Origin of the sequence: Hyalangium gracile (assembly GCF_020103725.1) — a bacterium.
Lineage (GTDB): Bacteria > Myxococcota > Myxococcia > Myxococcales > Myxococcaceae > Hyalangium > Hyalangium gracile.
The window spans coordinates 1-25,130 of record NZ_JAHXBG010000023.1 but is presented as its reverse complement, the minus strand read 5'-3'; the positions used below and the strand labels follow the sequence as shown (position 1 = coordinate 25,130).

Below are 25,130 nucleotides of genomic sequence, written 5' to 3'. Positions count from 1 at the left end.
ATTTGCCGCGAACTGGTATGACAGGCATACCAGTCCGTGGCGCTCGGGCCCGACACGGGCACCTGCCCAGGAGGCGGTGGGACTCGGGGGCGGTGTGTGCGTCGTGCCACCCCGCAATGAAAAGAGGGGCCTCGTTCGCCGAGGCCCCTCCGTCAGCCCGCACCCAGGTGCGGACGGGAACTACTTGGTGGTCTTCGCGGTGGGAGCGGCGTCCTTGCGGGCCAGCTCGATCTCGAGCGTCACGGCCACCTCGTCACCGACCAGCACGCCACCGGCCTCCAGGGCCTTGTTCCAGTTCAGCCCGTAGTCCTTGCGGTTGATCTTGGTGGTCGCGGTCAGGCCCGCGGTCGGCGTGCCGCTGAACGGGTTCTTGACCTCCTTGGTGGGGCCATCCACATCCAGGACGACCTCCTTGGTCACGCCGTGCATGGACAGGTCGCCGGTGACCTTGAGCTTGTTGTCGCCCGCCTTCTCCACCTTCTTCGACTTGAAGGTGATGGTCGGGTACTTCGCCACGTCGAAGAAGTCCGGGCTCTTCAGGTGGCCGTCGCGCTTCGCATCGTTGGTGTTGATGGTGGTGGCGTCGATGGTGGCCTCGACGGTGGACTTGGTGATGTCCTTGTCGTCCACGTTGACGGTGCCGGTCACGTTGCTGAAGTTGCCCTTCACGTTCGAGACCATCATGTGCTTGATGGTGAAGTTGGCGGACGAGTGGGACGTATCAATCGTGTAGTTGGCGGCCAGCGCGAGCGAGGGGGCGGCGAGGACCACGGCGGCGATGGCGGACTTCCACAGCGTCTTCATGACTTCCTCCAGACTGCGGTTCGGATGCGCGACGTGCCGCCATTCCAGGGCGGGTCGCGTGGTGAAAACCCTCGAGACGATGGACCAGGCCTTCCTCGGTGAGGGCATCTCCGAGGACGAATCCCTTTGTTGGGGCGAGGAATAGCAACAGCCGCGCCAGTTTCCAAACACCCCAAGTGCTTGAAATCACGTACGCCCCGCCACTTCAAGGTGCAGGGAGGCTCTCAAATTGATAGTCAGTCGCATCGTTCTGGAAGGAGCGGAGTCATGGCGGGGCGACTGGAGCTGGACCTGCGGGAGCTGCTGACCTTCGAGCCCGCGGGCGGCCTCATCCACTTCGCGGGACAGCGGGCGCTGCTGATGGACGCGGTGGCGCTGGGGCTGCTGCGCAAGGAGCTGATTGGAACCCTGGGGATGACGGCGGCGCGCGGCATCCTGACGCGGATGGGCTACGCGCACGGCTGGCGCACGGCCGAGGCGATGAAGACGGCCTTCCCCTGGCCGGACGAGTCAGCGTGGCGCCGGGCGGGCGGCCGGCTGCATACCCTCCAGGGACAGGTGATGTTCGAGCCGGTGGAGCGGCGCCCGGAGGATGGGCCTCCCCCCTTCGCCGAGGCCCAGTGGCGCGAGTCCTACGAGGCCGAGCAGCACCTCTTGCACCTGGGCCGGGCGGACCAGCCGGTGTGCTGGAGCCTCACGGGGTTCGCCAGCGGGTACATGAGCTTCTGCCACGGCAAGCAGATCTACTGCCTGGAGACACGCTGCGTCGGGAAGGGGGACGCCATCTGCCAGATCGTCGGCAAGCCGGCCGAGGAGTGGGGCCCGGACTGCGTGGAGGCGCTGCGCTTCTTCGAGACCCAGTGCATGGAGGGCATGCTCGGAGAGGTGACGGACGCGCTCAAGCAGGCCGAGCTGAAGCTGCGGCAGAAGCGGCGGACGCTGGCGCGGGTGACGGGCACCACGGAGGATCCGTCCGGCCTGGTGGCGCGCACCGAGGAGATGAAGCGGGTGCTCGGGCTGGCGCGCCGGGCGGCGAAGGTGGACTCCACGGTGCTGATCACGGGCGAGAGCGGCGTGGGCAAGGAGCGCATCGCCCGGCTCATCCACGACGAGTCCGGCCGGGTGCACAAGGCCTTCGTGGCCGTCAACTGCGCGGCCGTCACCGAGAGCCTCCTGGAGAGCGAGCTGTTCGGCCACGCCAAGGGCGCCTTCACCGGCGCCACGCATGATCGCCCGGGCCTGTTCGAGGCGGCCAGCGGCGGCACCCTCTTCCTGGACGAGGTGGGCGAGGTGCCCCCGGCGATGCAGGCCAAGCTGCTGCGCGCGCTGCAGGAGAAGGAGGTGCGGCGCGTGGGAGAGAACCAGAGCCGCAAGGTGGATGTGCGCGTGGTGGCCGCCACCAACCGCCACCTGCTCGAGGAGGTGAACGGGGGCCGCTTCCGGCAGGACCTCTACTACCGGCTTCGCGTCATCGAGCTGCGGGTGCCACCGCTGCGAGAGCGGCGCGAGGACATCCTCCCGCTGGCGCGCCTGCTGCTCGTCGAGGCCACGGAGCGGCTGGGGCGCCGGGTGATGTCCTTCTCCCCCGAGGCGGCCGATCAGCTGCTGCGCTACGCGTGGCCGGGTAACGTGCGCGAGCTGGGCAATGCCATCGAGCGCGCCGTGGCGCTGTGCGAGGGCACCCGCGTGGAGCGGGAGGACCTGCCCGAGGAGGTCCGCGCCGCGCCGCCCAGCTTCCTGCCGGGGGCCACGCCGCGGACGCTGGAGGACATGGAGCGCGAGTACATCTTCGCGGTGCTGGCGCGCAACGGCGGCAACCGCTCACGCACCGCGGAGCAGCTCGACATCGGCCTGGCCACGCTCTACCGCAAGCTCAAGCAGTACGGGCACCCCGAGGCCCCGAACTGACGGGCGGGGGGCCCGCTGACCAGGCCCCCTCCCCGCTCAGTTGAGGAACCGATCGTTGCTCGGACGCTCGGAGGAGACGACGCGCAGGTTGCGAGAGCGCCCCCGGAGCTGGCGCTGCAGGCGCCAGTGGTTGAAGTGCAGCCACAGCCCCCGCGGGCTGCCGCCCTTCACGTAGCCGAGCGCGAGCAGCAGGCCGATGACCTCCGGCAGGTGGGCCAGCAAGCCCACCAGGGGGCTGCCTCCCGTGGTGAGGATGCCCAGCGCCACGAAGCCCGCGCCGATGCCCGCGAAGGCATTGCCCGACAGGGGAATGCCCCAGAAGTTCGTCTGCCCCCGCCCGATGACGAGCCCGTAGGCCACCCAGAGGATGGACGCCATCACCGTGCCGCCCGCGTAGCCGATCTCCAGCGGCGGCAGGATGAACATGGCCAGCGAGGTGAGGAAGCCGGCCGCCACCGTGCAGCCCACCGCCAGCATCAGCATCCGCCGGGAGCCCCACACGCCCTCCAGCCACCCACCGATGCTCCAGATGATGAGGCCGCCGAAGAGGATGCCCAGCGGGCTGGTCTCGATGAAGCCGTAGGTGAAGGGCTGCCAGAGGAAGCCCCCGAGCGAGCGGGGCGACAGCAGCAGCAGCCCCCCGCCGCCTCCCCGCGTCAGCAGGTACAGCACCGAGCCCGCCACCATGGCAATCGCCAGCTTGGCAGCGGTGGACTCCACCCCCGGAATCCCCCCGAACCCTCCTCCACCTGATCTGCGCACCGGTCGCATCCGTACTCCTCCGCGCTCGAAGGCCGAGCCGTCCAAAGGTGGTGGAAGCCGAGCCACTTCGCAACCACTTCGTCAGCCATTCATCGCCCGAAATGGTGAAGGGCGCCCACCCCGGTCCCGGGAGAGCGCCCTCCTTGTGTCGCCTGTCTGTCAGTGAGGCGAGCGGCTCAGCTCCTGAACTTGTAGAAGAGCGTGATGGTCAGACAGTGGAACTCCTTGTCGGAGGACTGCGTCACCACCTTGTCCACCACCTCCACGTTGGGGTTCTCCTTGAGCCACTTGGTGATGTTCTCGCCCATGTTCTCGCGATCGCGCGCGAGTGTGGTGGAGAACACCTTGACTCCCGTGAAGTTGATAAGCCCCATTCCGACCCTCGTTTAAACCAGAGATTCCGCAGGTTTAACCCGAGTCTACACCCCGAGCAAGAAACGGCGCGGGGTTTTCTGGTAGAGGCCCCGGCCTCAGCGGATGGCGGCCGCCGCCCGGCGCTGCTGGCAGGAGACCTCGTCCTTGCAGGACGGCCCGATGCCATCCGGGTGGGGCCCCAGCGGCGTCTTGTCGCTCTCCTCCACCCCACACACCACACACTTGCGCTTGCGGTTGCGGCGCTCCGCCCGGCGCTGCTCGGCGATCTGCTTGGCCCGCTCGCGGGCCGTCTTGGCATCCACCTCGTTGCTCATCTCATGTCCCGATTGGAAGTCTGTTGCTCAGAGCGCCTCGACCAGGACGGCGATTCCCTGGCCGCCGCCGATGCACGCCGAACCGATACCATAGCGGGCACCCCGGCGCTTCAGTTCATAGAGCAGCGTCATGGTGAGCCGCGCCCCCGAGGCGCCGAGCGGGTGTCCCACCGCGATGGCTCCCCCGTTGACGTTCGTCTGGGCGCGTGGCAGCCCCAGCTCCTTCTCCACCGCCAGGTACTGGGGCGCGAACGCCTCGTTCACCTCGAACAGCTCCACGTCCCCCAGCTTGCACTCGGCGCGCTCCAGCAGCCGGCGGATGGCCGGCGCGGGGCCAATGCCCATGAGCTTCGGCTCACACCCGGAGATGCCCCAGTTGACGAGCCGGCCCAGCGGCTTCAGCCCGTGCTTGTCCACGAAGGAGCGCGTGGCCATCACCATGGAGCCGGCGCCGTCGCAGATGCCGCTGGCGGCGCCCGCGTGCACCACGCCGTCCTTCTTGAAGACCTTGGGCAGCTTGCGCAGGCTCTCCACGGTGGTGTCCGGGCGGTTGTGCTCGTCCTTGCCGAACACCGTCTCGCCCTTCTTGCCCTTGAGGGTGACGGGCGAAATCTCGTCCTGGAGGCGGCCTGCCTCCTGGGCCGCGGCGAAGCGCTTCTGCGTCAGCACCGCGTACTCGTCCACCGCGTCCTGGGAGAGCTGGTAGTCCACCGCGAGCTGCTCGGCGGTGAGCGCCATGGCCTGACCGGTGTAGCTGTCCGTCAGCGCGCTCCACAGCATGTCCTCGAGGCCACCCTTGCCCAGGGGGATGCCCCAGCGCGCGCCGCGGATGACGTGGGGCGCCTGGCTCATGGACTCGGTGCCGCCGGCCAGCACGCACGAGGCCTGCTCGGTGAGCATCAGCTCCGCGGCGGTGACGAAGGCCTGGAAGCCCGAGCCGCACAGCCGGTTCACCCCCAGCGCCGGCACCGGCACCGGCACCCCCGAGCGCAGCCCCACGTGCCGCGGCAGGTAGATGGCGTCCGCGCTCGTCTGCACGACGTTGCCGTACACCACGTGCTGGATCTGCTCGGGGGACACCTGCGCCTGCGCGAGCGCCGCCTTGGCCGACTCCACGGCCAGCTCCGTGGCGCTCAGGTCCTTCAGGCCGCCCCCATAGGTGCCAAACGGGGTGCGCTTGCCGGACAGGAAATAGATCTCTTCGCTCTTCGAAACGCTCTTCATGGGAAATGCGGCTCCGGGACCGGGAACGAAGGCTCCTTAACGTGACCTCTGAATCCCTTCAACGGGCACGCCCGCCGAGAAAGGCGCTGGCGACGATGGCAAGCGCCGCCACCGTCCACAACAAGCCGGGCAGGTTCTGTCTGCGGATCTCCCTCTGTCCGAGCCCTCGGTACCATGAACGCCCGGCTTCCACGCGGCCTTCCCAGGTGAACTCTCCCGTGGGGCTCAAACCATCCAGCCGCTTGAGGTGGGCGCGGAAGAGGCGCTCGGGCGAGGCGTCCTCCAGTCCACCGGAGCGGTAGCGGCCGGGAATGTCGAGCGCCGGACGCCGATAGCCGGCGGTGATGACGAAGCCCTCGGGCGCCAGGGGCGTGAGCAGGTAGAGACGCGGCGTGTCGTGAGGGCCCATGTGGAGCGTGGCGAAGACGCGCTCGGCCGGGTGCGCATAGTCATAAGAGACGCTGGTGCGCCGCAGCAGCGGCTTCTCCTCATGACTGCCGAGCGGGATGAAGCCGATGGCCCGAAGCTGTTCGGCGACGGGGACGAGCTCCGCGGGCAGCTCCATCTGGTCGCCGGGCGCATCCGGCTCCACGCGGACGCGAGAGGGGAACAGAAAGAGGATGGCGCGCCAGAAGTTGAGCACCAGGAGCATCACCGCGAGCCCCAGGCCCGCGACCGCGGTCGCCAGCTGGACGAGGACGTTCATGGGCGGGCTCCGCGCATCGAGGCCATCTCCCCACCGTAGCGACGGGGCCCGGCCCCGTCCACGGTCCACTGGATGAAACGGCCGGAGGCCATGTATGACCGATAGTACCTTGAACGCGTTCCATGATCGCTCCACCCGACGCCTCACCCCCGAGGAGCCGCCTCCCATGACGGGTCGCCCGCCGCCCTCGGAGCCGCCGCTGGTCCGCAAGGACGAGCTCGAGTTTCGTGCGCATCCGCCGGAGCTGGAGGTGCTCGTCTGGGACTACCACGCGGATCCGGTGCACCTGTCCCTGACGGACCTGGACACGCTGGGGCTGGTGGCCACCGAGGAGCGCGCCCCGTCCAGCTCGAGCCTGGTGGCGCCCTGGCGCCGCGCGCTGCGCGAAGGCCGGGGGCGGGACATGCCGCTGCCGCAGCTCAGCGACGAGGCCAACGCCCGGGCCGTGCACCTGGGAGGCCTGGCCCTGCTGCCCGTGGCGGAGGGAGTGGACGTGTACGTCGTGAGCTACCACTCCGCGCCCGTGCGGCTGGGAGCCGCGCACCTGACGCGGCTGGGGCTGCGGTACCGGGACGCCTGAGGCACCCCGAAGGCGCTACGCCGTCGGCCGGAGCAGCCCGAGCTTGTGCATCACTTCCTCGCGCAGGCTGGAGATGCGCGAGAGCCAGAAGGGGGCGCGCGCCGCGTTGAACAGGCGCTCCGCCGCGTCCAGCACGCGCGAGGCCTCCATCGGCGAGCGCGGCAGCAACAGCTCGGCCAGGCCCAGGTTCACCAGGCCCTGCTGCAGCACGTTGCGAGACTCCGCCGCCAGCGCGAGCGCGCGGTTCAGGTGCGCCATGCCCTCGTCGACGGGCACCAGCGGCGCCAGGGCCCGGCGGGCGAGGATCTCGTCGAAGGGGTTCTCCATCTCCGGATTGAGCGCGCGCGCCAGCGCCTCCTCGGCGGCCTCGAGCGCGGCGGCCTCGCGGCCCTGGGCCCGCTCGAAGCGCGACTGGTAGACGCGCACCAGCGTCTCCATGCGGAACTCCCCGGAGTGCGCCAGCGTGAGGGCCCGAGGCAGGGACTCGCGCGCGGCGGCCGCGTCATTGGCGAGCACGTCCCGGCAGGCCGAGTACGCCTGGACATAGAGCTGCAGCCACCGATCGCCCGGCAGCACCTTGGCCAGCGTCTGGCCTCGGGCGAGCACCACCTCCAGCTGATCCAGCTCGCCGCGCTCCAGGTAGTAGGGCGGCGTGTAGATGGCGAGGTTGCGCTCGGGCAGGCGCGGGTTGCCCAGCCGGCGGATGAGCTCCTGCTTCTCCACGAGCACCGGCGCCAGCGCCGTGGCGTCCCCGGTGAAGGAGGCGCGGACGATCTGCGTGAACAGGTGGTAGATGCGGATGTCCGTGAAGCCGAACGTCTCGGCCAGCTCGAAGCCATCCTGGGTGGCCTCGGCGTCGAGCGGCTCGCCGCGCAGGCCGCGGACCATGTTGAGGAAGTAGCACCCCATGCCCAGGGCCCACGCCAGCCGGGGTGAGGGGCGCTCCACCGAGACGCGGAAGGCGCGCAGCCGCTCCACCTGCTCGCGCTGGGCCTTGAGCACGCCGGCGAACTGCCCGGTGTGCGAGCTGAGCGCCGCGCGGGCGATGAGGGCTCCGGCGCGGTAGGGCGAGTCCACCGGGTGCTCATGCTCCACGCGCTCCAGCAGCGCCTGGAAGTCCTCGGTGCGGCCCATGATGGCCATGGCGATGCTCTGGAGGATCTGCAGCTCCGCCTTCTTCCAGAAGACGTCCACCGGCGCCATCTCCGCCGCGATGGGAATCTCGCGGAACACCTGGCGCAGCAGCTCGGCGTGCTCGGGCTGGGGCGCGGTGCGGGCCGCGTCGAGCTGCTCCAGCGCCTCCCTGCGGCCGGCCTCCAGGTCCACCGTGTCCGCCCAGTACTGGAAGAGCTTCTCGGCGTAGGTGAGCGTGGTGGGCGGATCGCTCGTGTAGCCCACCTCGATGAGGGTGGCCCAGGTGCGGATGATCTGCCCCACGCGCTCGGGGGTGCGGGGCTCCAGCTCGAGCAGCTCCGCGGCCTCCTTCAGGAAGTGCGTGGCGTCCAGCAGGGCCTGGGCCCCGATGGCGGCCTGGCCCGCGCGCATCAGCGGCTCGATGGCGCGCCGCGGCTGGGTGGAGCGGGCGAAGTGGTAGCCCACCATCCGGTCCACGTGCGGGTTGTCGTGCCGGAACGACTGGAGCACCTCGGCGACGCGCCCGTGGTACGCCTTGCGCATCTGCTCCGGGGTGCTGTCGTAGACGGCCTGGTGGACGGTGTCGTGGGTGAAGACGTAGCGCGCCTCGATGACCTGGAGGAACTGCCGCGCGACCAGGTCGTCCAGCGCCTGGAACAGATCCACCTCGATCATCCCGGCCAGGGCGCGCACCATCGGCAGCTCCAGGCTGCGCCCGGCGGGAGCCAGCCGCCGCAAGAGCGCCACGCGATCCGGCGGCGCTGCGGCCAGGCGCTCCAGCACGGCCTGCTCGATGGTGGGCGGCAGCTTGCGCGTGGCCAGATCGCTCATGGCCATCCACCGGCCGCCCAGCCGCCGCAGCGCCCCCTCCTCCACCAGCGCGCGCAGACACTCGGTGGCGAAGAAGGCGTTGCCGGCGGTGATGGCGTGCAGCCGCGTGACGAAGTCCGGAGGCACCTGCAGCCCCGGGAGCGCCAGCTGCACCAGCGTCTCCACGTGGCGGGCGGACAGCGGGGCCAGGTCCAGGCGCCAGGTGAGCCCCTCGTCCACGGTCTGGAAGGCGAGGCTCAACCGGCTCAGCGCGTCGGAGCGGTACGAGCCCACCACCATGCCGCGCGTGTGGTGCAGCGCCCGGATGATGACGTTGAGCACCTCGAGCGTGGCGGCGTCCGCCCACTGCAGGTCCTCGAAGCAGAGGACGAAGGTGTGGCGCTGGGCCACCTCCTGCAGCCACTCGGTGAGGGCGCTGAAGATGGCGATCTGCTCGGCGCCCGCATCCTTGAAGGCAGGCACCGGCCCCGCGGCGAGCGAGGGCACCAGCCGGCTGAGCAGCGGCCCCAGGCGCTCGGTCAGCTCCTGGGGCGTGAGCGGCACGAGGCTGCGCAGCGCCTGGGTGAGCGGAGCCAGCGGCGCGAGCCCCTCGGCGCGGCACTGGCCCATGCCGAAGGCGATCTCCGCGAGCTTGGCCTGGAGCTCGAACTCCTGGAGCAGCCGGGACTTGCCCACGCCGGCCGGGGCCCCGAGGAGCACGGCGCGAGACTGGCCCCAGTCGGCCTCGGCCAGCGAGTTCATGAGCTGCTCCAGCTCCGACTCGCGGCCGACGACCTCGGGCACGTGCAGGTAGCTGGCGCGGGCGGACAGCGGCTCCTCGGGGAGCGGCTCTCCGCTGGCGCGGCAGAGCGCCTCGAGCAGCTCGCCCGCGTTCTGGAACCGGTCCCTGGGGTCCTTGGCCAGCAGCAGGAGGATGATCTCCTCCAGGGCCGGGTCCACCGGACAGATGGTCGAGGGCTTGGGCGGGGGCCGGGTGAGGTGGTCGGCCAGGAGCGCGGCGGGGCTCTGGCGCTTGAAGGGCAGCCGGCGCGTGGCGAGGAAGTAGGCCATCACGCCCAGCGAGTACAGGTCGGCGCGCCCGTCGATGTTGGCGCCGCGCTGCCACTCGGGGGCCATGTACTCCAGGGTGCCCTTGAGCTTGCCGGGGCTCGGCGTGCCCAGCTGGTGCATCACGCCGAAGTCCATCAGCTTGATGGTGCCGTCCTCCATGATGCGCACGTTGCTGGCCTTGATGTCGCAGTGCACGTAGAGGCGCGCATGGATGAAGGCCAGCACCTGGGCCATCTGGATCAGGATGCGGTAGAGCGTCCGCGTGTCGAGCGTCTGCTCGCGGGCGACGGTGCTCAGGTCCTTGCCGCCCACCACCTCCATGGCGATGTAGCGGTTGCCGGACTCGGTCATCCCACAGTCGAAGACCTTGAGGGTGCCGGGGTGCTGGAGCTTCGTCATGGCGAAGAACTCGTGCCGGAACATCAGCACCAGCTCTTCCACCTTCGAGGGGCTCAGGCCGTCGGGGACCTGCATCTCCTTGAGGGCCACCTGGCGCAGCTCCTGGAGGTCCTCGGCCAGCCAGATGCGGCCCATGCCGCCCTCTCCCAGCACCCGCTCGATGCGGTAGCGCCCGTGGACCAGGGTGCCCAGCTCCAGCGACCGGCGATCATTGGACCGGACGTTGGGGATGGAGATGGGGGTGCGAGAGCGCTCCTCCACCAGGGCACTCGAGGGCCGGCTACGCTCGTCGAGGACTGAAGTCTTGTCTTCGTCGCTCATCGGGAGCCGAGGCGTAGGGCTGGTCACGGGGATGCAGGAAAGGGAGGAGAACTATCAGGCTCTCAGTGTATCCGACACATTCTGCTCATGCGGACTTTGCGGATCCAATCCTACCTGCTGTGTAGGGTGTCCGCGAGGGAATGGGAGATCTTTCCGGAATGCCTCCAACGGCTTGAGCTTCCTTGAGTCGACAGGGTCGGCGCAAGCCATCGAGCCGCCCTCCCGGGTCATGCTCGGAGCGGCGGGCGCCCGCTCCGACGGCTGGTCTTGGCGAGGTGCGTCACGTGAAACCGCGGCTGCCGCCTGCTCGGTCAGCGAGCGCCCGTTTCCGGGGCCGAGGGGCTCCGGGTAAGGTCGTGGAATGTCCGCGAACAATGATCCCACCGCTCCCATTGGCCGTGATGACGGTAGCCCACTCGATCGCGTGCGCCGCGCGCAGGAGGCCCAGGCGCAGATGGAAGCGGCCTGGGCTGCGAGGGTCCAAGGCCCTACGGCTCCCACCGAGCCCGCCGAGCAGACTGCCCGGGTGGGGACACCCGCGCTGACACGGGACGGCTTCGATCGCCCCGTCACGGACGGTCCGGTACTCGCGCCCCCAACTGGCGCCGCTCCAGCGCGTGCGCCGGCGACCGCTCCCGCCGCCAGGGTCGGGCCTGTTCCGCCCTCCGAGCGGAGAGAAGAGCTGAACGAGGTGCTGCGCGACGCGGTCGGAGCCGCCACCGGCCAGCTCAACCAGTTCACGCCCGACACGGGCCGTGACACGGCGCAGGGCCCTCGTGTGGGCGCCACCCGCGGGCGCGCCGAGCTGCAAGGCGAGGCCCGCGAGCGCTCCACCCAGCGCGTCGCCCAGGACGGCGACGAGACGGTCCAGCGGCAGACGCTGGAGGCGCGCGGCATGACAAGCGGAAAGCTCTCGGGCCGGGTCGGTATCAGCCATGAGTCCGAAGGCAGCCGGCAGGTCTCGGTCGAGCTTCGCACTCCCCGAGGCGCGGCGCCGGGTCAGCCCCCCACCAACCATCTCGCGCTGACTTCTCCGGAGCATCTGCCCGAGGGCGGCGAGCTGCGCATCCGAGGCGAGCGGGCCGGGAAGGGACAGACCGGCGTCGAAGCGCCCGTGGGTGTCGTGGCCGTTGGTGGCGATCGTGCTCAGGAGCAGGGCCTCGCCTCCGAGGTGCGCATCCGCCGCGAAGGGAACGTGGTGACGGCCACGCGCATCGACGAGACGCGCACCACCGACACGGCGCGGCTGGGGGCGAGCCTGGGCGGGCCGCTCAGGGCCGTGGGCGGTGTGTTCTCCGCCGAGGCCCGCGCGGGCATGGATCACGTCCGCACCGAGCGGGAGGAGCGCTCCGCACGGTTCGACATCTCCACGCCCGAGGGCCGCGAGGCCTACCAGCGTTTCACCCAGAGCCTCGAGGTGCCCACCGAGGCCGGTCAGGGCGTGCTCTCGGTCGAGCGCCGCGATGTCAGCCGCTACGAGCGAGGTGTGCTCGGCAGCGCGGAAGCCATCACGGCCGGGACCAGCGACAAGCAGGAGGGCCGCTCGCCCACGTTCTTCCGCCAGGACGTGCGCAGGACGGGCGCCGACGGCAACGTGGAGCGCGAGCGCACCGTGGGCGTGCCGGATGGACAGGTACAGGTCTCCGAGACGACGCGCGGCGAGAATGGGCAGGACGGTTCCGAGTACCGGGTGCGCCTCAACGCCGCGGATCCGCTCACCCGCCAGTTGCTCCAGCGCGCGTTCGGGGAGGAGGTCGCCCGTGGGCAGCCCCGCGAGCCCCAGAGGGACGTCTCCTTGAGCTTCACGCGCGAGCAGTTCGACCAGCTGAGAAGGCGGCTCAACACGGATCACCTCGGACGGCCGCTCGACTCGCCTCCGCCGGGCCCGCAGCAGTTCCTCGAGATCCTGGCGTCGCGCTCGCCGCTCGATCTGGCGCAGGCGCTCGATCGCGCGGGGAGAACGGGTCGCCTCGAAGGCACGCTCTCGAACCCCTGAGCGCCGGCAGTGAACTCGGACCCTCGGGACCACATCCCCGACGTGCGGGATGGGCTCACGCGCGCTCAGCGCATCATCCTCTACACCCTGCGGAACCTGGAGCAGGAGCGCGGCGGACGCTCCGTTCCGACGGCGATGCTCTACGGGCACGTCGTCGAGCACATCAACCTGAGCCCCGATGAGTTCCAGGGGCTCTTGTCGCAGCTCATCGGTCGCCGCAGCCCTTGAGGCCCGGTCCTTCCGAGCAGACGAGGCGGGGCGGCCCTGAAGGGAGGCACTCCATGCCGTGGCGGCTTCTGCGGCGAATCGTCACCCGGCACCAGCCGGGCTAAGTGCTGCCCATGCCCCAGCGTTTCTTCGAGCTGTCCGACGATGTGTATGTCCCGCACCGCTGGCATCTGGACACGCCGATGGATGGCCACGGCCAGAAGGTGGACGACTGGATGTTCAGGCGCGGGGCCCCCGTCCACCTCCCGGAGCGATTGAGAGTTCCCGTCGAGATCGCGGGCACTCCGCTGGACTTCACTGAAGCGAACGTCAGCGTCCCGGTGGTCCATGTCCGGGTCGCGTCCGTGTTCGCGCGGCTGGCTCCGGATGATGTGCAACTGCTCCCCGTGGACGTGGAGGGCCAACCGGATCAGTACCTCATCCTCGTGGCCACACGCCTCATCGACTGCATCGACGAGAAGGCTTCCCGGTTCGATCGTTGGACGCCCGAGGAGGGAGTGCTTCACAAGATCCGGCGGTATCCCGTCATGTACGAACTGCGCATCGACAAGGAGAAGGTGGGAAGCGCCAAGGTCTTCCGTCTCGAGGGGTGGACGAGCGGCCCGATCGTCTCCGAGGAGATCAAGGACGCCTTGGAGCACATGGGCGCCACCGGCACGAGATTCGAGGAGGTTTAGAGGTCGCACTTCAGAGCGCGAGGGTGAGCACGAGATCGCGCTGCCGGTCGTTCCCCAGCAGGAAGTGCATCTCGCCCACCTCGGTGAAGCCCCAACGTGAGTAGAATGCCAGGGCGCGGGTGTTGCGCTCCCACACGCCCAGCCACAGCACGTCGTGCCCCCGCGCGCGCCCCTCCTCCACACAGCGGTGCATCAGCGCGGCCCCTACCCTGGCTCCCAGGAAGGGCCGGTCCACGTACAGGCGGGACAGGTTGAGCGGACGCTCGGCCTGCACTCCCTGCTCGCGGGCTCCGTCGCGCAGCAGCGCGAAGCCCGCGGGGACTCCGGAGACCTCCGCGAGCAGGTACAGGTTGCGCGGATCCTTCAGCTCCGCTTCCTGGAGCTCCGGCCGGTAGTGCGAGGCGAGGAACGCCTCCACGTCCTCCGGAGTGTTGTCGGCGGCGAAGGTGTCTCGGAACGTGCGCGCTCCGAGCTCCGTCAGCGTCGCCGCGTCCGCCAGCGTCGCGGGGCGGATCCTCACCGCAGCCTGGGTCATACCCTCCCTCTCCTTCGTTGACAGCGACCACGGGAGAGTGGCATGACTTGCCTGTCCTTTTTGAAATTGATTCTCAAATTCAGATGATTCGTTCCGTCTTCTCACTGTTGCTCCTGGGCGTCACCCTCGCAAGCCCGCTCTCCCTGGCGGAGCCGCTCAAAGGCGTCGACGGCCAGGCCGTGGACATCGCTCCTCCCAGGCGCGTGGTCGCGGTCAACTCCTCGCTGGTGGAGATCCTGTTCGCCCTCGGCAAGGGTGACGCCATCGTGGGGACGGACGTCGGTGGGACGTGGCCTCCCGAGCAGGCGAAGATCGCCAAGGTGGGCCACCCCTACCACCCCAGCATCGAGGGCATCATCAGCCTCAAGCCGGACGTGGTGCTCGCCACGGAGGAGAACCTCACGCCCGCCACCGCCGGGCAGCTTCGCAGCACCGGGGTCCCCGTCCTCATCCTCGAGAACTCCGCCAAGGATGGGATGGACGGCCTGAAGCGGCGCATCGACATCGTCGCGCGGCTCTTCAACGTCCAGGAAGCTGGCAAGCGGATGCAGCAGGAGCTCGACAAGCAGCGCGCGGACCTCAACAAGAAGATCGCGGCGCAGAAGAAGAAGCCCCGCATCCTCTTCCTCTACGCCCACGGCCCGGGCGAGGCCTTCGTCTACGGCAAGGAGACCGGCGTCCACGTGCTCATCGAGCTGGCGGGAGGCCAGAACGCCGCGGACTTCACCACCGGCACCAAGGCGCTGACGGCCGAGGGCATGGTGGCGGCCTTCCCCGATGCCATCCTCATGCTGAACCGCGGCCTCGAGGCGGTGGGCGGAGTCGAGGGGGCCTTGAAGCTCCCTGGCGTGGCCCTGACTCCAGCGGGCAAGAACAAGAAGATCCTGGCCGTGGACAACACCATCCGGTGGGTCGGTCCTCGCTTCCCCCAGTTCGCTGACACCGTCTTCACGGCCATCCATGAGCAGCCCTCACGGTGAGCTGACGTTGCCGGCGAGCGAGTACGTCCCCGTGGCCCGAGGCAAGAGGGCCAAGGGGCTGCTCCTCCTCGTGCCCCTCCTGCTCCTGAGCATCGTGGTGTCGCTGGGCGTGGGCGCCGTGTCCATCAGCCCCGCCGAGGTGCTCTCCATCCTCCTGTCGCGGGTCGGTCTGCCGCCGCTCGCCGAGTTCACCGAGCAGCAGGACGCCGTCCTCTGCTTCATCCGGCTCCCGCGCGTCCTGCTGGGCGCCCTGGTCGGCGCCGTGCTCTCCGTGGCGGGCGTGGCCCTTCAAGGCCTCTTCCGCAACCCGCTCGCCGACCCGGGGCTGCTCGGCGTGTCGGGCGGCGCCTCGGTCGCCGTGTCCGCCGTCACCGTGCTCAAGCTCCAGCTCCTGGGCTTCTACACCCTCCCGATGGCGGCGTTCATCGGGAGCTTTGGGGCCATCCTCCTCATCTCGTCCCTGGCCCAGGAGAATGGGAAGACCCAGGTCGCGCTGATGCTGCTGTGTGGCGTCGCCATCAACGCCCTCTGCGTGGCCACCACCGGCCTCTTCACCTACCTGTCCACCGACGATCAGCTCCGGACCATCACCTTCTGGCAGCTCGGCTCGCTCGCGGGAGCGACGTGGCCCCTGGTCACCACCATCACGCCGCTGGTCCTGCTCTGCGGCGCGGGGATGGTGCTCCTCGCCAGCCCGCTCAATGCCATTCTCCTGGGCGAGGCCAACGCGAACCACCTGGGCATCTCGGTGGAGCGCACCAAGTGGACGATCGTGGCGCTCGTGGCCCTGGGCGTGGGCGCGGGGGTCGCCGTCTCCGGGATGATCGGCTTCCTCGGGCTCGTGGTGCCGCACCTCGTCCGGCTCTGGCTGGGCCCCAACCACCGAGTCCTGTTGCCGCTGTCCGCGCTCCTGGGCTCGGTGCTGCTGGTCCTCGCGGATCTGCTCGCCCGCACCGTCGTGGTCCCCTCCGAGCTGCCCATCGGCATCGTGACCGCGCTCGCCGGCTCGCCCTTCTTCCTGTACCTGCTCTTGCGGCAGCGGAGGACCCACGCCCTATGACCCCGGCGCTCGAGGCTCGAGATCTCCACTATCGCATCGGCGAGCGGCAGCTCCTGTCCGGCATCCACCTGTCCCTGGAGCCTGGCGAGCTGATGGTGGTCATCGGACGCAACGGCGCGGGGAAGAGCACGCTCTTCAAGCACCTGACCGGAGAGCTGGCCTGCCAGCGTGGAGAGATTCACGTCTTCGGCGCTCCCCTCGGGAGCGGCTCGAGGGCCGAGCTGGCCCGAAGGCGGGCCGTACTGCCCCAGACCACCAACCTCCAGTTCGCCTACGACGCCCTGGAAGTCGTCATGCTGGGGAGGCTCCCTCATCAGCAGCGCCGCCCGGAGTCCCGCGAGGACGTGCGGATCGCTCGCGCCTGCATGGAGCGCATGGGGCTCAAGGGTTATGAGCGGCGCAACTACCTGACGCTCTCGGGGGGAGAGCAGCAGCGCGTCCACCTGGCGCGCGCGCTCGCGCAGATCCACGAGGACGTCGGCAGCCGGCTGCTCCTGCTGGATGAGCCCACGAGCAGCCTGGACGTCGCCCATCAGCACAAGACCTTGAGGGTCGTGAAGGAGCTGACCGGAGAGGGCGTCGCGGCGCTCCTCATCCTCCATGACTTGAACCTCGTCGCGCAGTACGCGGACAAGGTCCTGGTTCTCGCCGAGGGCCAGGCCATCGCCTGCGGTCCGCCGCACGCGGTCATGACGCGGGACATCCTGAGCCAGGCCTTCGGCTACCCGATGACGACCCTGCCGCACCCCTGGCTGGACTGCCCGATCATCGTCTCGGGTGAGCGCCCCTCCCCCGCTGGGGAGACCTCCATCCACTTCTAGGGTGCGAGCGGACGGCCCTCGACGACGGCGCTCCCGGTGGAGACGGAGCCGGGCGTGGCGGCCACGGCAACCCAGTCACGCCTCCCCTGCTCCCGGCTCACCTCCAGCGCTCGACCGCCATCGAATTGGCGATCTTGCTGCCGACGGTGTGGCCTGGCTTCGAGCTCTTCTCCTTGGGAAAGCCCACGTCGGTGTCGGCATCGCCACCATCCGTCAGCTCGAGGCAGATCGGCACGGTGCGCCCGTCAGGAAGGCGGGCTCGGACATAACGGCCGTAGATTCTATCCCCCGTGGTCCACAGGTGCCCATCCACCCGCGTGCCCGCGGGGGCATTGCCATGGGTCTCGACCAACGAACCCGTGATGGGCCCATCCTTGTACACCGCCCACAGGTTTTCCTCCGTCCGCTCCACGCCCAGCTGGTCCGGGTGTGGCTGCGTCACGTCGAGGTTGATGAGGGGTGCGTTGATGCTTTCCAGGAACCACCCGAGCTCTTGTTCCATCGCCTTCGTGGACCCCTCGGGGCAGTCCTCGGGAGGAGGTCGCGTCTGCACCCCGGCGCAGCCCGCCCCCAACCATTCCAGGGAGAACACGAGGAGCGCGCACCGCTGCGCCTTCGAGGATAAGCGCCTCCCGCTGGCCTTTGGCTCTGCTGGAGGGGGAGGTACGGCGCGGGTGAGCGTCGGGGTGGTGTCAGGTGGAGTCACGGAAGGGCTCGCCTCCTTCTGGGTAGGGAGTGGCGAGGGTAACTGACTGGGGCGGGTTGTCGGCTTTTCGGCCGGCGCCAGGGGGACGGGCCGGTGCAGCACGAGCGCGGCGACAGCGACCGCGAGGACGACAGACACCAGCGAGCCGACGAGCACCCGACGGGGCCACGCATGGCGGAGGCTGTTCGGTGACACAGCTCCCTCGGCGAACGAAGCGGCGGGCACCTGCGAACCCTCGAGTTCCCGTGCTGGAGCGGGCACGGGCGCCGCGTCGACGGGTTCGGGTGGGAGCTGCGAGGCAACCGGGTGAATGGGCGTGCCGCGCCAGTCTTGCCCCTCGAAGCGGGCGAACTCCTCCAGCGGGCGCCTGGCATCCTTGGCCGTTGCGGGCCGGTCCTCGGGCTCGAGGCGGATCAGCGTCATCGCATAGGCGCTCAGCTCCGCCGGAACGCGCCCCTGGGTGGCCCGGTGCGGAGTGGGTGGCGCCATCACGGAGCCCCCCAGGGGAGGCCTCCGCTTGTCGCGCGTGGGCGTGGGGTCCGTCAGCACGTCATACAGACTGGCTCCGAGCGCGAAGATGTCGTCCGTGGCCTTGAAGGCGTAGCGGGCCTCCGGGTCGTGCTGGTGGGCCTTCCAGAAGCGCAGGGCCTCCGGGCTGCGATTGCGCGGGGTGCAGGGCGGCAGCGGCCCATCCGTCACCTCGTCGGCCGTGGCGTAGTCCGCCGCGCCGAAGTCGATGATCACCGGCTCGCCATCCTTGGAGACCAGGATGTTTCGCAGGCTCAAGTCGCGGTGGAAGACCTGGTGCCCGTGCAGGTGCTCCAGGGCGTCAAACAGCTTGCGGAACAGGACGACGACTTCATGAGGCGTTGGGTGAGTCTGCTCGACCCAGCGTTCCAGCGTGTAGCCGTCCACGAAGTCCAGGACGATGTAGAGGAAGCCCGAGCGTGGATCCGGCCAGCGGCCATGCGCCCACATGCGGATGACGTGGGGGTGACGCAGCTGCTGGAGGCAGGCCACCTCGCGCCTGGCGCGCGCGTCCACCTGCCATGGGTCATTGATGCGCTCCGTCAAACAAGCCACCTTGAGCGCGAAGCGCTGGCCGTCCTTCTCCACCTCGTAGACGACGGCATAGCCGCCCCTACCGATACGCCGGACGATGCGCCAGCCGTCCACACGCTCGCCGGGCTCGAGGTCCAAGGGACTCACTTGCGCCACCATGCGGCACCTCCCACGCGTTGCTACAGCTCCACTCCGGTGACAGCCAGACAGCGGAGACCGTCCTCGCTGCACACTCGCAGCGCGTGCAGCTCGCTCAGCCATTGTTTCGGCTTCCTCGCGGGCATCTCCACCTCCACGGCCACTCGCGCGGTAGCGCCCGGAAGAACGTGGGCAGCCCCAGAGAGCACCGCTCGAGCGCGGCGCCGCTCCCCTCCTGTCGCGGGCGACACCTCGGCCCACCCAGGCGCCCATGGCTCTTTGCCCGTGTTGCTCACTTCGAGGATGACGACGGACCACCTCGACGCCCCGAGCCCTCGGCACGCGACAACGTGAAGTTCGCCGCTCAAGTTGCGGCACGCACGTGCGAAGTCCTTCCCCCGCATGCCGTGCTTATCCACGAGCTCCGCGAGCACCACGGCGGCTGGGCTCACCGCTGGGGGCCGTGCCTTCAACGCCGCCAGCTCCTGGCTCCGCGCCTCGCACCGCTCGCGCGTGGCGGACAGCTCCCTGCGGCATGCCTCCACGGGCTGCTGGGCGCGGCTGACGTTCACCACCTCATCCACGGTGCCTGGCTGTCCGGTGAGAAGGAACACGACGCTCGAGGGGAAGCCCTCGCGGTAGCTGACGCGCAGCGCGAGACGCTCGCCGGGCCCGAGCGCCACCGTGGGCGAGAGCGTGACGATGGTGTCCCCCACGTACAGCACCGCGAACCGGGCGCGGCCCTCCACCTCGACGGACTCCCGCAGCAGCGGTGCGTCCAGGAGGAGCACCGTGACGGTGCCCGGCGCCACGGAGATCAACGGGGCCTCGCCCTCCTGGCCCGTGAGCACAATGGAGCGAGCAGCCGCAGCCTGGGCGGTAGCGGTCAGCCCCACCAGCAGAGAGGCGAGCACGGACGGCGAGGCAATGGGTCGGAACACGAAGGAGGAACCTCACAGGTAGGTTCCCAGAGTAACAGACGAGCGCGGCTGCCGCGTCGAAGTCCGGCGCTGACGTTCACTTCAGCGGACCAGGAGCCGGCACTCGCGGCAGGTGGCGTCTACCGAGCCATGTGGCGCGCCAGGCCTCTTCTCCAGGCACCAGGGGCACCAGTCCTGACGCAGGGAGTACAAAAAAGAGAGGCCCCGCGTCCTCATCAGGAACGCGGGGCCTCGCCTCACGAGCCCGGGATTACGACGACCGGACCGTTACCGGCGGCTACGGCAGCTCGTTGACCGGGGGCAGCTCGCCCGTGAGCGCGAGGACCAGCTGGTTCACCTGCTCCAGGGGAATGCCCTTGAAGTCCAGCACCGCCTTGCCCTTCTGGTTGCGCACCGTCACCTTCACCAGCGTGCCCTTGCCCTTGGGGAAGCGCAGCGCCACCGCCTCGGTATACTGCTCGGCCAGCAGCAGCGCCTCCGGGGGCAGGGGCTTGGTGGAGGCCGGCTTGCGCTTGTGCTGCAGCGCCCGGCGCATCTGCTCCACGCTGCAGGCCCCGAACGTCTGCACCGTCACCTGCCCCTTCTCATCCGGCACCTCGATGGGGGTGGGGCCCGGGTCCTCCGGGTTCACCTCCAGGTCCGCGGCCTCCTTGTAGCTGAGCAGCAGGGACAGGCACGTGACGCCGAAGCGGCGAGACACCGGCTCGCTGAAGGCGTTGGCCACCGCCCCGTACGTGGTCAGGGTCGCCTGGGACAGGTCCGCCAGGTGCTTGCTGAAGTAGTCGCGAGCGTCCTTGAACCCGGCCTTCTCCGCCAGCCGCTTCTCCACGATGTAGTTGTAGATTGTCCCCATGCGGTGGTGGTTGCTGCTCTCCTGAGCCATCAGCTGGAGCAGCTCGACGCGCAGCTGCTCGAGCGTGGTGCCCTCCGGGATGGCGGGGCTGACGGAGGCGCCCGTCGGCGTGGCGTGGGTGTCATTCTTGAACTTGAACAGATTGAACATGAGAGCTTCTCCCCCTGGGAACGCACCATGCGTCCCGGCCGCATGACGTTGCGGTTGAGCAACCCAAGAGCACGTGGCGCGCCAACCTCTGCGTTCGTGCGAAAACAGGCACTTGCCAGAACGGACCCTCGAGGACCGTCCGCGGACGCGGACGATTCGTCCGCCGTGGGAAACGGTGCGACCAAAAGGAGTGAGATTCCGAGAGGTTGTGGAGGTGCCGCCAGGGATGGAGTGCGGAGGTGGCGCGGTAAACCGTTGAATGAAGGAGGGTGAGCGCCCCTCGTACACGACAACCACTGTCCGCGTTCGCGGACGGTGCCGCTGGACCGGTGCCCGCTCTCCACTCCTGACTCAGTCAGGAGTTCGCACGCGCGGCCTCTGCCGGGGAGCGACACCCCGCTCGCCACTTCTGACTGAGTCAGAAGTCCGAACGCGCAGCCTCTGCCAGGAAGCGCCCCCCCTCGCCGCTCCTGACTCAGTCAGGAGTAGCCCCTCGCCGCTACTGACTCAGTCAGGAGTAGCCGCTCGCCGCTACTGACTCAGTCAGGAGTAGCCCCTCGCCGCTACTGACTCAGTCAGGAGTAGCCCCTCGTCGCATCTCATAGAGGAGATCCCCTTCCGAGGAGGCGTCCATGCCGGAGCTGGTGTTCTTTCGCAGGGGCGAGGAGGTGCTCCGGGTCGCCCTGGAGCGCCAGCGCCTGGTGCTGGGCCGCGCCCAGGAGTGCGACATCGTCATCCCGGATCCCCACGTGAGCCGCCAGCACCTGGCGCTGCTGCTGGACGGCACGCGCTGCCTGCTGGAGGACTTGTCGGGCCAGGGCACCGTGGTGGCCGGCCAGCCCATGCAGCGCGGCGAGCTGCCGACGGCGGGCCGGCCTATACGCCCCAAGCTTGCACGCCTCTGCCAGTGTTCGAGCGTCGCGCTTGTCCGTCTTCACCTTGCGGCTGCGCGTGGCGTACATGGGCGAGAAGTTGGGGTCTGCCACCACCACTTGGTGTCCAAGTTGGTCCAGGCATCTCGCCACTCACTCGCTCTCGGTGGACGCCGCCTTGAAGATGCCGCCTGGGGCCTGCGGCCCAACAACTCGGCGAACCGTCCTGGCTCGGTGCGGATCCGCTGCTCGAGGACGACTTCTCCCCTGCAGCCACGATGTACACTTGCCTCTCACTCTTGTGCACGTCGATGCCGATGAACTCCACTGCTAGCCCCCACTGTCCTGCGTTGTGGGGCTGCTGGACCAGCACATGGGTAGTGTCCTGGCGCTTCATCTCATCTATACGCCGGTTTTTGAGGGGGGGCCCCCACGAGGCGCCCAGAGGTAAGTCGGTGGCGCATGACGTCGCACAATGCCCAGCCAGGAGCAAGGGCTACATGCGTCGTCGGTTGACTCGCGCATTTTTTCCGCTGTAGTTTCCGGTTTGTCGCAAGTGCTTGAGGGAGATGCGTGATGGAAGCTGGCAAGGCCCTAGAGATTCCGGATCTGCTCGTTGCTCACCTGCCGCGGGAGTTGGTGCTCAGCGTCGCAGACGCTCTTGAGGACGGTGCCGGTATGGCCTATCCGGCTGTGCAGAAGGTGGATGTCAGGCACCGCTCATCTGCGCTGGGGCAGATGCGGCACTTCTTCATGAACGAGCGTTTTGCCGAGGCCCTCGCAGTGGCTGATGCGTCCCCCTCGGATCTTCGCGGCAACGAGGTTGTTGTTGGAACGAAGGGTATCTTCCGCCTCTCCCGCTTCAACATCTCCAAGGGCCCCTGGTACAACGCTCGCCGCAGCCTTAGCCGGCGCGCTCTCGCTGAGGCCAACCGTGCCATCGAGCAGATCGTTCGCCCATCCCTGCCGCTCTGGCCGCCCGAGCCGATCACCGCAGCGACCGCCTTCTTTGTGGGGGTCTTCAGCGGCAACTTGCGAGTCTCGCCCGAGAAGCCGCTCGATGTTGTACTCGCTGTGCCGGATCACTCCATGCGGACGTGGCTGTTCCAGGAATCTGTGAGCACCTTCGTGTCCCGGTACACCATCGAGCCCTCGAGCGGCATCGAGGCTTCGAGCCCGAACGCCTCGTCTAGCGGCCAGGAGGACAAGGCTCATCCAGTGCTCAAGAAGAAGCAGACGAAGAAGGAACAGGGGGAATGAAGCACGGGATCAACGGCTTCGTTCCCGAGCGCCTTGCTTTGGTGCTCGCTGCGCGGCGGCTTTCCCAGGTTCAACTCGCCGCGATGGTCGGCGTGTCCCCGTCCACCATCAGCAAGTGGCATACGCGCCAGCAGGCGCCAGAGGCAGAGACGCTGGAGCGGCTTGCCGCTGTTGTCAACGTGAGTTCGGAGTGGTTCACGCGCCCCATCGAGGTGGAGGCCTCCAAGCCACTCTTCCGCAGCAATGCGGCAGCGCACAGTGCTGCACGCGCAATGCTGAAGGCTCGTCTCCACTTGGGGCATGAGCTGGCCCACCTGCTGGCAGACTTCGTCGATTTGCCAGAGGTGAACGTGCCCTCACGCACATTCACAACGCCGGAGCAGATCAGTACGGAGGACATAGAGGCTGCGGCCACAGAGTGCCGCGCGCGCTGGCATCTTGGTGGCGGCCCCATTCCGAACGTGGCCCTCGCCCTTGAGAACGCGGGGACCATTCTGGTCCGTGAGGAGACAGGCGTAGCCCAAATCGAAGGCTTGTCGGCCTGGAGCACAACCCTCGCACGTCCGCTCGTGCTACTCGTTGCTGACAAGGACAACGGGTTCCGTGGCCGGTACGACGCCTCGCATGAACTCGGTCACCTTGTGCTCCACCGACATGTTCCAGAGGCTACAGCAAGGGAGCAGCACAACGAGATGGAGCGGCAGGCACACGCTTTCGCTGGCGCATTCCTCATGCCCTCCGAGAGTTTTGCGGCACAGGTCCGAACCCCCGTCACGTTGGACAGCCTTCTTCTCCTCAAGGTGCGGTGGGGTGTGTCGGTTGCGGCGATGATCATGCGGCTTTCAGCGCTCAAGATCATCGACGAGCACCAGAAGATGGCCCTCTTCAAGCGCCGCTCTGCACGGTGGGGTGCCAAGGCCGAACCTCACGACTCAGCTTGGCCCCCCGAGGAGCCTCGGCTATTGAGGCGCACGATTGATCTGCTTGTCTCAGAGAACGTGTTGCCGTTAAACGGAGTGGTGCGCCACGTTGGCACCTCGGCGCGTGATGTTGTGATGTTGGCTGGCCTGCCAGAGCGGTACTTCGAGAAGCCAGCCACTGTGGTGGAGTTCCCCAAGATCAAACGGCAGCCTGAGCCACCCACTTCACACAGCGATGGAACGATAGGCGAGTTGGTAACGTTCCCCCGCAGGGGATAGCGGCGGGATCAACACAGGGAGGGCTATACATCGGCCCTCCCCACGCTGAGAAGTCAGTCCCTACCGGCTACCCCTTGACCTCTCGCACCTGGCCGACCTGCTCCAACTCCATCTCCACCTTCTCATCGCCCACAACCACGATCGTCTGGTTGCCCGAAGTGAAGAGCTTCTTGGCGGCCTCGCGCACCTGTTCGGCCGTGACGGCGTTCACCTTCGGCACGAACTCGCTCACCGCCTTGGGCGGCATCCCCACCACCCAGTAAGTGCCCGGCAGCGAGGCGAAGGCTTGCTGGGATTGGCTGCGCAGCAGGTAGGCCCCCGACTGGAAGCGCTGAGCGGTCTTCAGTTCCTCGGCGGCCACGTCCGTCACGCCGATGCGCTCCAGCTCGTAGAGGATCTCCAGCAGCGCGGCGGCCGTCTCCTCGTTGCGCACCTGGGCGCGAACCTGGAAAAGCGCGCCCCGCTGCGCTGAGTCCCGAGCGTGGCGAGTACGAATAGCCTTTATCCTGTCGGATGTTCGCCATCCGCCGGCTGGCGAAGCCTCCCCCGTATACGCTGTTGGCGACCAGCACCCGGAAGAACCCCCGCTCAGCCCGATGCGGCCCACCAGGATGTTCGATTGCACGGAGCCAGGAAGTGGCGCGAAGAGGATCTCCCGCCCCTTGGGTCCGCCTTGGGAAACGGTGCGAACAAAAGGAGTGTGATTCCGAAAGGTTGCGAAGGTGCCGCCGGGGATGGAGTGCGGAGGTGGCGCGGTAAACCGTTGAATGAAGGAGAGTGAGCGTCCCTCGTACACGACTGGGCCGGTGCCCGCTCTCCACTCCTGACTCAGTCAGGAGTTCGCACGCGCGGCCTCTGCCGGGGAGCGACACCCCGCTCGCCACTTCTGACTGAGTCAGAAGTCCGAACGCGCAGCCTCTGCCAGGAAGCGCCCCCCCTCGCCGCTCCTGACTCAGTCAGGAGTAGCCCCTCGCCGCTCCTGACTCAGTCAGGAGTAGCCCCTCGCCGCTACTGACTCAGTCAGGAGTAGCCCCTCGTCGCATCTCATAGAGGAGATCCCCTTCCGAGGAGGCGTCCATGCCGGAGCTGGTGTTCTTTCGCAGGGGCGAGGAGGTGCTCCGGGTCGCCCTGGAGCGCCAGCGCCTGGTGCTGGGCCGCGCCCAGGAGTGCGACATCGTCATCCCGGATCCCCACGTGAGCCGCCAGCACCTGGCGCTGCTGCTGGACGGCACGCGCTGCCTGCT

Annotated in this window: 23 protein-coding genes and 2 pseudogenes; 12 read left to right on the top strand and 13 right to left on the bottom strand. The window is 68.6% G+C overall.

Annotated features, from left to right (window positions below):
• Positions 1 to 180: 180 nt before the first annotated feature.
• Positions 181 to 804, bottom strand: coding sequence for a YceI family protein (locus KY572_RS35110; RefSeq protein ID WP_224248049.1), 624 nt, complete (start codon positions 802 to 804; stop codon positions 181 to 183).
• Between the two features lie 267 nt (positions 805 to 1,071).
• Here KY572_RS35110 and KY572_RS35105 point away from each other — a divergent pair, with 267 nt between their 5' ends.
• Positions 1,072 to 2,712: a sigma-54-dependent Fis family transcriptional regulator gene (locus KY572_RS35105; protein ID WP_224248048.1), complete on the top strand. Its 1,641-nt coding sequence runs from the start codon at positions 1,072 to 1,074 to the stop codon at positions 2,710 to 2,712.
• 36 nt (positions 2,713 to 2,748) lie between these two features.
• On the opposite strand, the gene KY572_RS35100 is transcribed toward KY572_RS35105, so the two are convergent.
• The 5 genes from KY572_RS35100 to KY572_RS35080 form a co-directional block, all read right to left on the bottom strand.
• A complete protein-coding gene (locus tag KY572_RS35100) occupies positions 2,749 to 3,432 on the bottom strand; it encodes a DUF1751 domain-containing protein (RefSeq protein WP_317987942.1) in 684 nt (227 codons plus the stop codon).
• Between the two features lie 218 nt (positions 3,433 to 3,650).
• Entirely contained in the window at positions 3,651 to 3,848 is a 198-nt protein-coding gene (locus KY572_RS35095) for a hypothetical protein (RefSeq protein WP_224248046.1), read from the bottom strand.
• A gap of 96 nt (positions 3,849 to 3,944) precedes the next feature.
• Positions 3,945 to 4,163 carry a hypothetical protein gene (locus KY572_RS35090; RefSeq protein ID WP_224248045.1) on the bottom strand — a complete coding sequence of 73 codons (219 nt, stop codon included), beginning with the start codon at positions 4,161 to 4,163 and terminating at the stop codon, positions 3,945 to 3,947.
• A 27-nt stretch (positions 4,164 to 4,190) separates the two neighbouring features.
• Positions 4,191 to 5,387, bottom strand: coding sequence for an acetyl-CoA C-acetyltransferase (locus KY572_RS35085; RefSeq protein WP_224248044.1), 1,197 nt, complete (start codon positions 5,385 to 5,387; stop codon positions 4,191 to 4,193).
• A gap of 58 nt (positions 5,388 to 5,445) precedes the next feature.
• The gene (locus KY572_RS35080; RefSeq protein WP_224248043.1) at positions 5,446 to 6,093 is read right to left on the bottom strand and encodes a hypothetical protein; all 648 of its coding nucleotides are present in this window, start codon (positions 6,091 to 6,093) and stop codon (positions 5,446 to 5,448) included.
• Positions 6,094 to 6,187: 94 nt separating this feature from the next.
• Here KY572_RS35080 and KY572_RS35075 point away from each other — a divergent pair, with 94 nt between their 5' ends.
• The gene (locus tag KY572_RS35075) at positions 6,188 to 6,673 is read left to right on the top strand and encodes a hypothetical protein (protein ID WP_224248042.1); all 486 of its coding nucleotides are present in this window, start codon (positions 6,188 to 6,190) and stop codon (positions 6,671 to 6,673) included.
• Positions 6,674 to 6,688: 15 nt separating this feature from the next.
• Here KY572_RS35075 and KY572_RS35070 read toward each other — a convergent pair whose 3' ends face one another.
• On the bottom strand, positions 6,689 to 10,408 hold the full coding sequence (locus KY572_RS35070; protein ID WP_224248041.1) for a serine/threonine-protein kinase: 3,720 nt from the start codon (positions 10,406 to 10,408) through the stop codon (positions 6,689 to 6,691).
• A gap of 361 nt (positions 10,409 to 10,769) precedes the next feature.
• Here KY572_RS35070 and KY572_RS35065 point away from each other — a divergent pair, with 361 nt between their 5' ends.
• The 3 genes from KY572_RS35065 (at position 10,770) to KY572_RS35055 (ending at position 13,309) form a co-directional block, all read left to right on the top strand.
• On the top strand, positions 10,770 to 12,404 hold the full coding sequence (locus KY572_RS35065; RefSeq protein ID WP_224248040.1) for a hypothetical protein: 1,635 nt from the start codon (positions 10,770 to 10,772) through the stop codon (positions 12,402 to 12,404).
• A gap of 9 nt (positions 12,405 to 12,413) precedes the next feature.
• Positions 12,414 to 12,632: a hypothetical protein gene (locus KY572_RS35060; RefSeq protein WP_224248039.1), complete on the top strand. Its 219-nt coding sequence runs from the start codon at positions 12,414 to 12,416 to the stop codon at positions 12,630 to 12,632.
• 113 nt (positions 12,633 to 12,745) lie between these two features.
• Positions 12,746 to 13,309 (top strand): imm11 family protein, encoded by a 564-nt coding sequence (locus tag KY572_RS35055; RefSeq protein WP_224248038.1) that lies wholly within the window; start codon positions 12,746 to 12,748, stop codon positions 13,307 to 13,309.
• A 10-nt stretch (positions 13,310 to 13,319) separates the two neighbouring features.
• Here KY572_RS35055 and KY572_RS35050 read toward each other — a convergent pair whose 3' ends face one another.
• Complete coding sequence (locus tag KY572_RS35050) at positions 13,320 to 13,844, bottom strand: GNAT family N-acetyltransferase (RefSeq protein ID WP_224248037.1); 525 nt, start codon at positions 13,842 to 13,844, stop codon at positions 13,320 to 13,322.
• Positions 13,845 to 13,927: 83 nt separating this feature from the next.
• On the opposite strand from KY572_RS35050, the gene KY572_RS35045 reads away from it, so the two are divergent.
• Genes KY572_RS35045 through KY572_RS35035 form a run of 3 tightly spaced genes read left to right on the top strand, consistent with a single transcriptional unit; the run spans position 13,928 to position 16,705 of the window.
• On the top strand, positions 13,928 to 14,824 hold the full coding sequence (locus KY572_RS35045) for a heme/hemin ABC transporter substrate-binding protein (protein ID WP_224248036.1): 897 nt from the start codon (positions 13,928 to 13,930) through the stop codon (positions 14,822 to 14,824).
• On the top strand, positions 14,805 to 15,884 hold the full coding sequence (locus KY572_RS35040) for a FecCD family ABC transporter permease (RefSeq protein WP_224248035.1): 1,080 nt from the start codon (positions 14,805 to 14,807) through the stop codon (positions 15,882 to 15,884). The genes KY572_RS35045 and KY572_RS35040 overlap by 20 nt, the downstream gene beginning before the upstream one ends.
• Positions 15,881 to 16,705, top strand: coding sequence for a heme ABC transporter ATP-binding protein (locus KY572_RS35035; RefSeq protein WP_224248034.1), 825 nt, complete (start codon positions 15,881 to 15,883; stop codon positions 16,703 to 16,705). Before KY572_RS35040 ends, KY572_RS35035 begins: the two co-directional genes overlap by 4 nt.
• A gap of 97 nt (positions 16,706 to 16,802) precedes the next feature.
• On the opposite strand, the gene KY572_RS35030 is transcribed toward KY572_RS35035, so the two are convergent.
• From KY572_RS35030 to KY572_RS47495, 3 genes are all read right to left on the bottom strand, one after another.
• A complete protein-coding gene (locus KY572_RS35030) occupies positions 16,803 to 18,620 on the bottom strand; it encodes a serine/threonine protein kinase (RefSeq protein ID WP_224248033.1) in 1,818 nt (605 codons plus the stop codon).
• 32 nt (positions 18,621 to 18,652) lie between these two features.
• Positions 18,653 to 19,552, bottom strand: a complete 900-nt coding sequence (locus tag KY572_RS35025) for a DUF2381 family protein (RefSeq protein WP_224248032.1) — start codon at positions 19,550 to 19,552, stop codon at positions 18,653 to 18,655.
• A gap of 277 nt (positions 19,553 to 19,829) precedes the next feature.
• On the bottom strand, positions 19,830 to 20,555 hold the full coding sequence (locus KY572_RS47495; RefSeq protein ID WP_263452262.1) for a hypothetical protein: 726 nt from the start codon (positions 20,553 to 20,555) through the stop codon (positions 19,830 to 19,832).
• A gap of 632 nt (positions 20,556 to 21,187) precedes the next feature.
• On the opposite strand from KY572_RS47495, the pseudogene KY572_RS47930 reads away from it, so the two are divergent.
• Positions 21,188 to 21,352: pseudogene (locus KY572_RS47930) on the top strand (FHA domain-containing protein); the annotation flags it as partial.
• Positions 21,353 to 21,373: 21 nt separating this feature from the next.
• On the opposite strand, the pseudogene KY572_RS47925 reads toward KY572_RS47930, so the two are convergent.
• Positions 21,374 to 21,517, bottom strand: a pseudogene (locus tag KY572_RS47925) (hypothetical protein); the annotation flags it as partial.
• A 486-nt stretch (positions 21,518 to 22,003) separates the two neighbouring features.
• Between KY572_RS47925 and KY572_RS35010 the strand changes: the two are divergent.
• Positions 22,004 to 22,687: a hypothetical protein gene (locus KY572_RS35010; RefSeq protein WP_224248030.1), complete on the top strand. Its 684-nt coding sequence runs from the start codon at positions 22,004 to 22,006 to the stop codon at positions 22,685 to 22,687.
• Positions 22,684 to 23,886 carry an XRE family transcriptional regulator gene (locus tag KY572_RS35005; protein WP_224248029.1) on the top strand — a complete coding sequence of 401 codons (1,203 nt, stop codon included), beginning with the start codon at positions 22,684 to 22,686 and terminating at the stop codon, positions 23,884 to 23,886. Before KY572_RS35010 ends, KY572_RS35005 begins: the two co-directional genes overlap by 4 nt.
• A 67-nt stretch (positions 23,887 to 23,953) precedes the next feature.
• On the opposite strand, the gene KY572_RS35000 is transcribed toward KY572_RS35005, so the two are convergent.
• A complete protein-coding gene (locus tag KY572_RS35000; RefSeq protein WP_224248028.1) occupies positions 23,954 to 24,319 on the bottom strand; it encodes a peptidase M16 family protein in 366 nt (121 codons plus the stop codon).
• A 644-nt stretch (positions 24,320 to 24,963) separates the two neighbouring features.
• Here KY572_RS35000 and KY572_RS34995 point away from each other — a divergent pair.
• The coding region (locus tag KY572_RS34995; RefSeq protein ID WP_224248160.1) for an FHA domain-containing protein at positions 24,964 to 25,130 on the top strand (167 nt) is incomplete at its 3' end.

Bases quoted from the DNA above. Each gene is read 5' to 3' on its own strand.
- KY572_RS35105 (WP_224248048.1), top strand. From the start codon at position 1,072: ATGGCGGGGCGACTGGAGCTGGACCTGCGGGAGCTGCTGACCTTCGAG.
- KY572_RS35075 (WP_224248042.1), top strand. From the start codon at position 6,188: ATGACCGATAGTACCTTGAACGCGTTCCATGATCGCTCCACCCGACGC.
- KY572_RS35005 (WP_224248029.1), top strand. From the start codon at position 22,684: ATGAAGCACGGGATCAACGGCTTCGTTCCCGAGCGCCTTGCTTTGGTG.
- KY572_RS35055 (WP_224248038.1), top strand. From the start codon at position 12,746: ATGCCCCAGCGTTTCTTCGAGCTGTCCGACGATGTGTATGTCCCGCAC.
- KY572_RS35040 (WP_224248035.1), top strand. From the start codon at position 14,805: ATGAGCAGCCCTCACGGTGAGCTGACGTTGCCGGCGAGCGAGTACGTC.
- KY572_RS35050 (WP_224248037.1), bottom strand. From the start codon at position 13,844: ATGACCCAGGCTGCGGTGAGGATCCGCCCCGCGACGCTGGCGGACGCG.
- KY572_RS35080 (WP_224248043.1), bottom strand. From the start codon at position 6,093: ATGAACGTCCTCGTCCAGCTGGCGACCGCGGTCGCGGGCCTGGGGCTC.
- KY572_RS35010 (WP_224248030.1), top strand. From the start codon at position 22,004: ATGGAAGCTGGCAAGGCCCTAGAGATTCCGGATCTGCTCGTTGCTCAC.
- KY572_RS35065 (WP_224248040.1), top strand. From the start codon at position 10,770: ATGTCCGCGAACAATGATCCCACCGCTCCCATTGGCCGTGATGACGGT.
- KY572_RS35110 (WP_224248049.1), bottom strand. From the start codon at position 804: ATGAAGACGCTGTGGAAGTCCGCCATCGCCGCCGTGGTCCTCGCCGCC.
- KY572_RS47495 (WP_263452262.1), bottom strand. From the start codon at position 20,555: ATGTTCAATCTGTTCAAGTTCAAGAATGACACCCACGCCACGCCGACG.
- KY572_RS35085 (WP_224248044.1), bottom strand. From the start codon at position 5,387: ATGAAGAGCGTTTCGAAGAGCGAAGAGATCTATTTCCTGTCCGGCAAG.
- KY572_RS35090 (WP_224248045.1), bottom strand. From the start codon at position 4,163: ATGAGCAACGAGGTGGATGCCAAGACGGCCCGCGAGCGGGCCAAGCAG.
- KY572_RS35035 (WP_224248034.1), top strand. From the start codon at position 15,881: ATGACCCCGGCGCTCGAGGCTCGAGATCTCCACTATCGCATCGGCGAG.
- KY572_RS35045 (WP_224248036.1), top strand. From the start codon at position 13,928: ATGATTCGTTCCGTCTTCTCACTGTTGCTCCTGGGCGTCACCCTCGCA.
- KY572_RS35070 (WP_224248041.1), bottom strand. From the start codon at position 10,408: ATGAGCGACGAAGACAAGACTTCAGTCCTCGACGAGCGTAGCCGGCCC.
- KY572_RS35095 (WP_224248046.1), bottom strand. From the start codon at position 3,848: ATGGGGCTTATCAACTTCACGGGAGTCAAGGTGTTCTCCACCACACTC.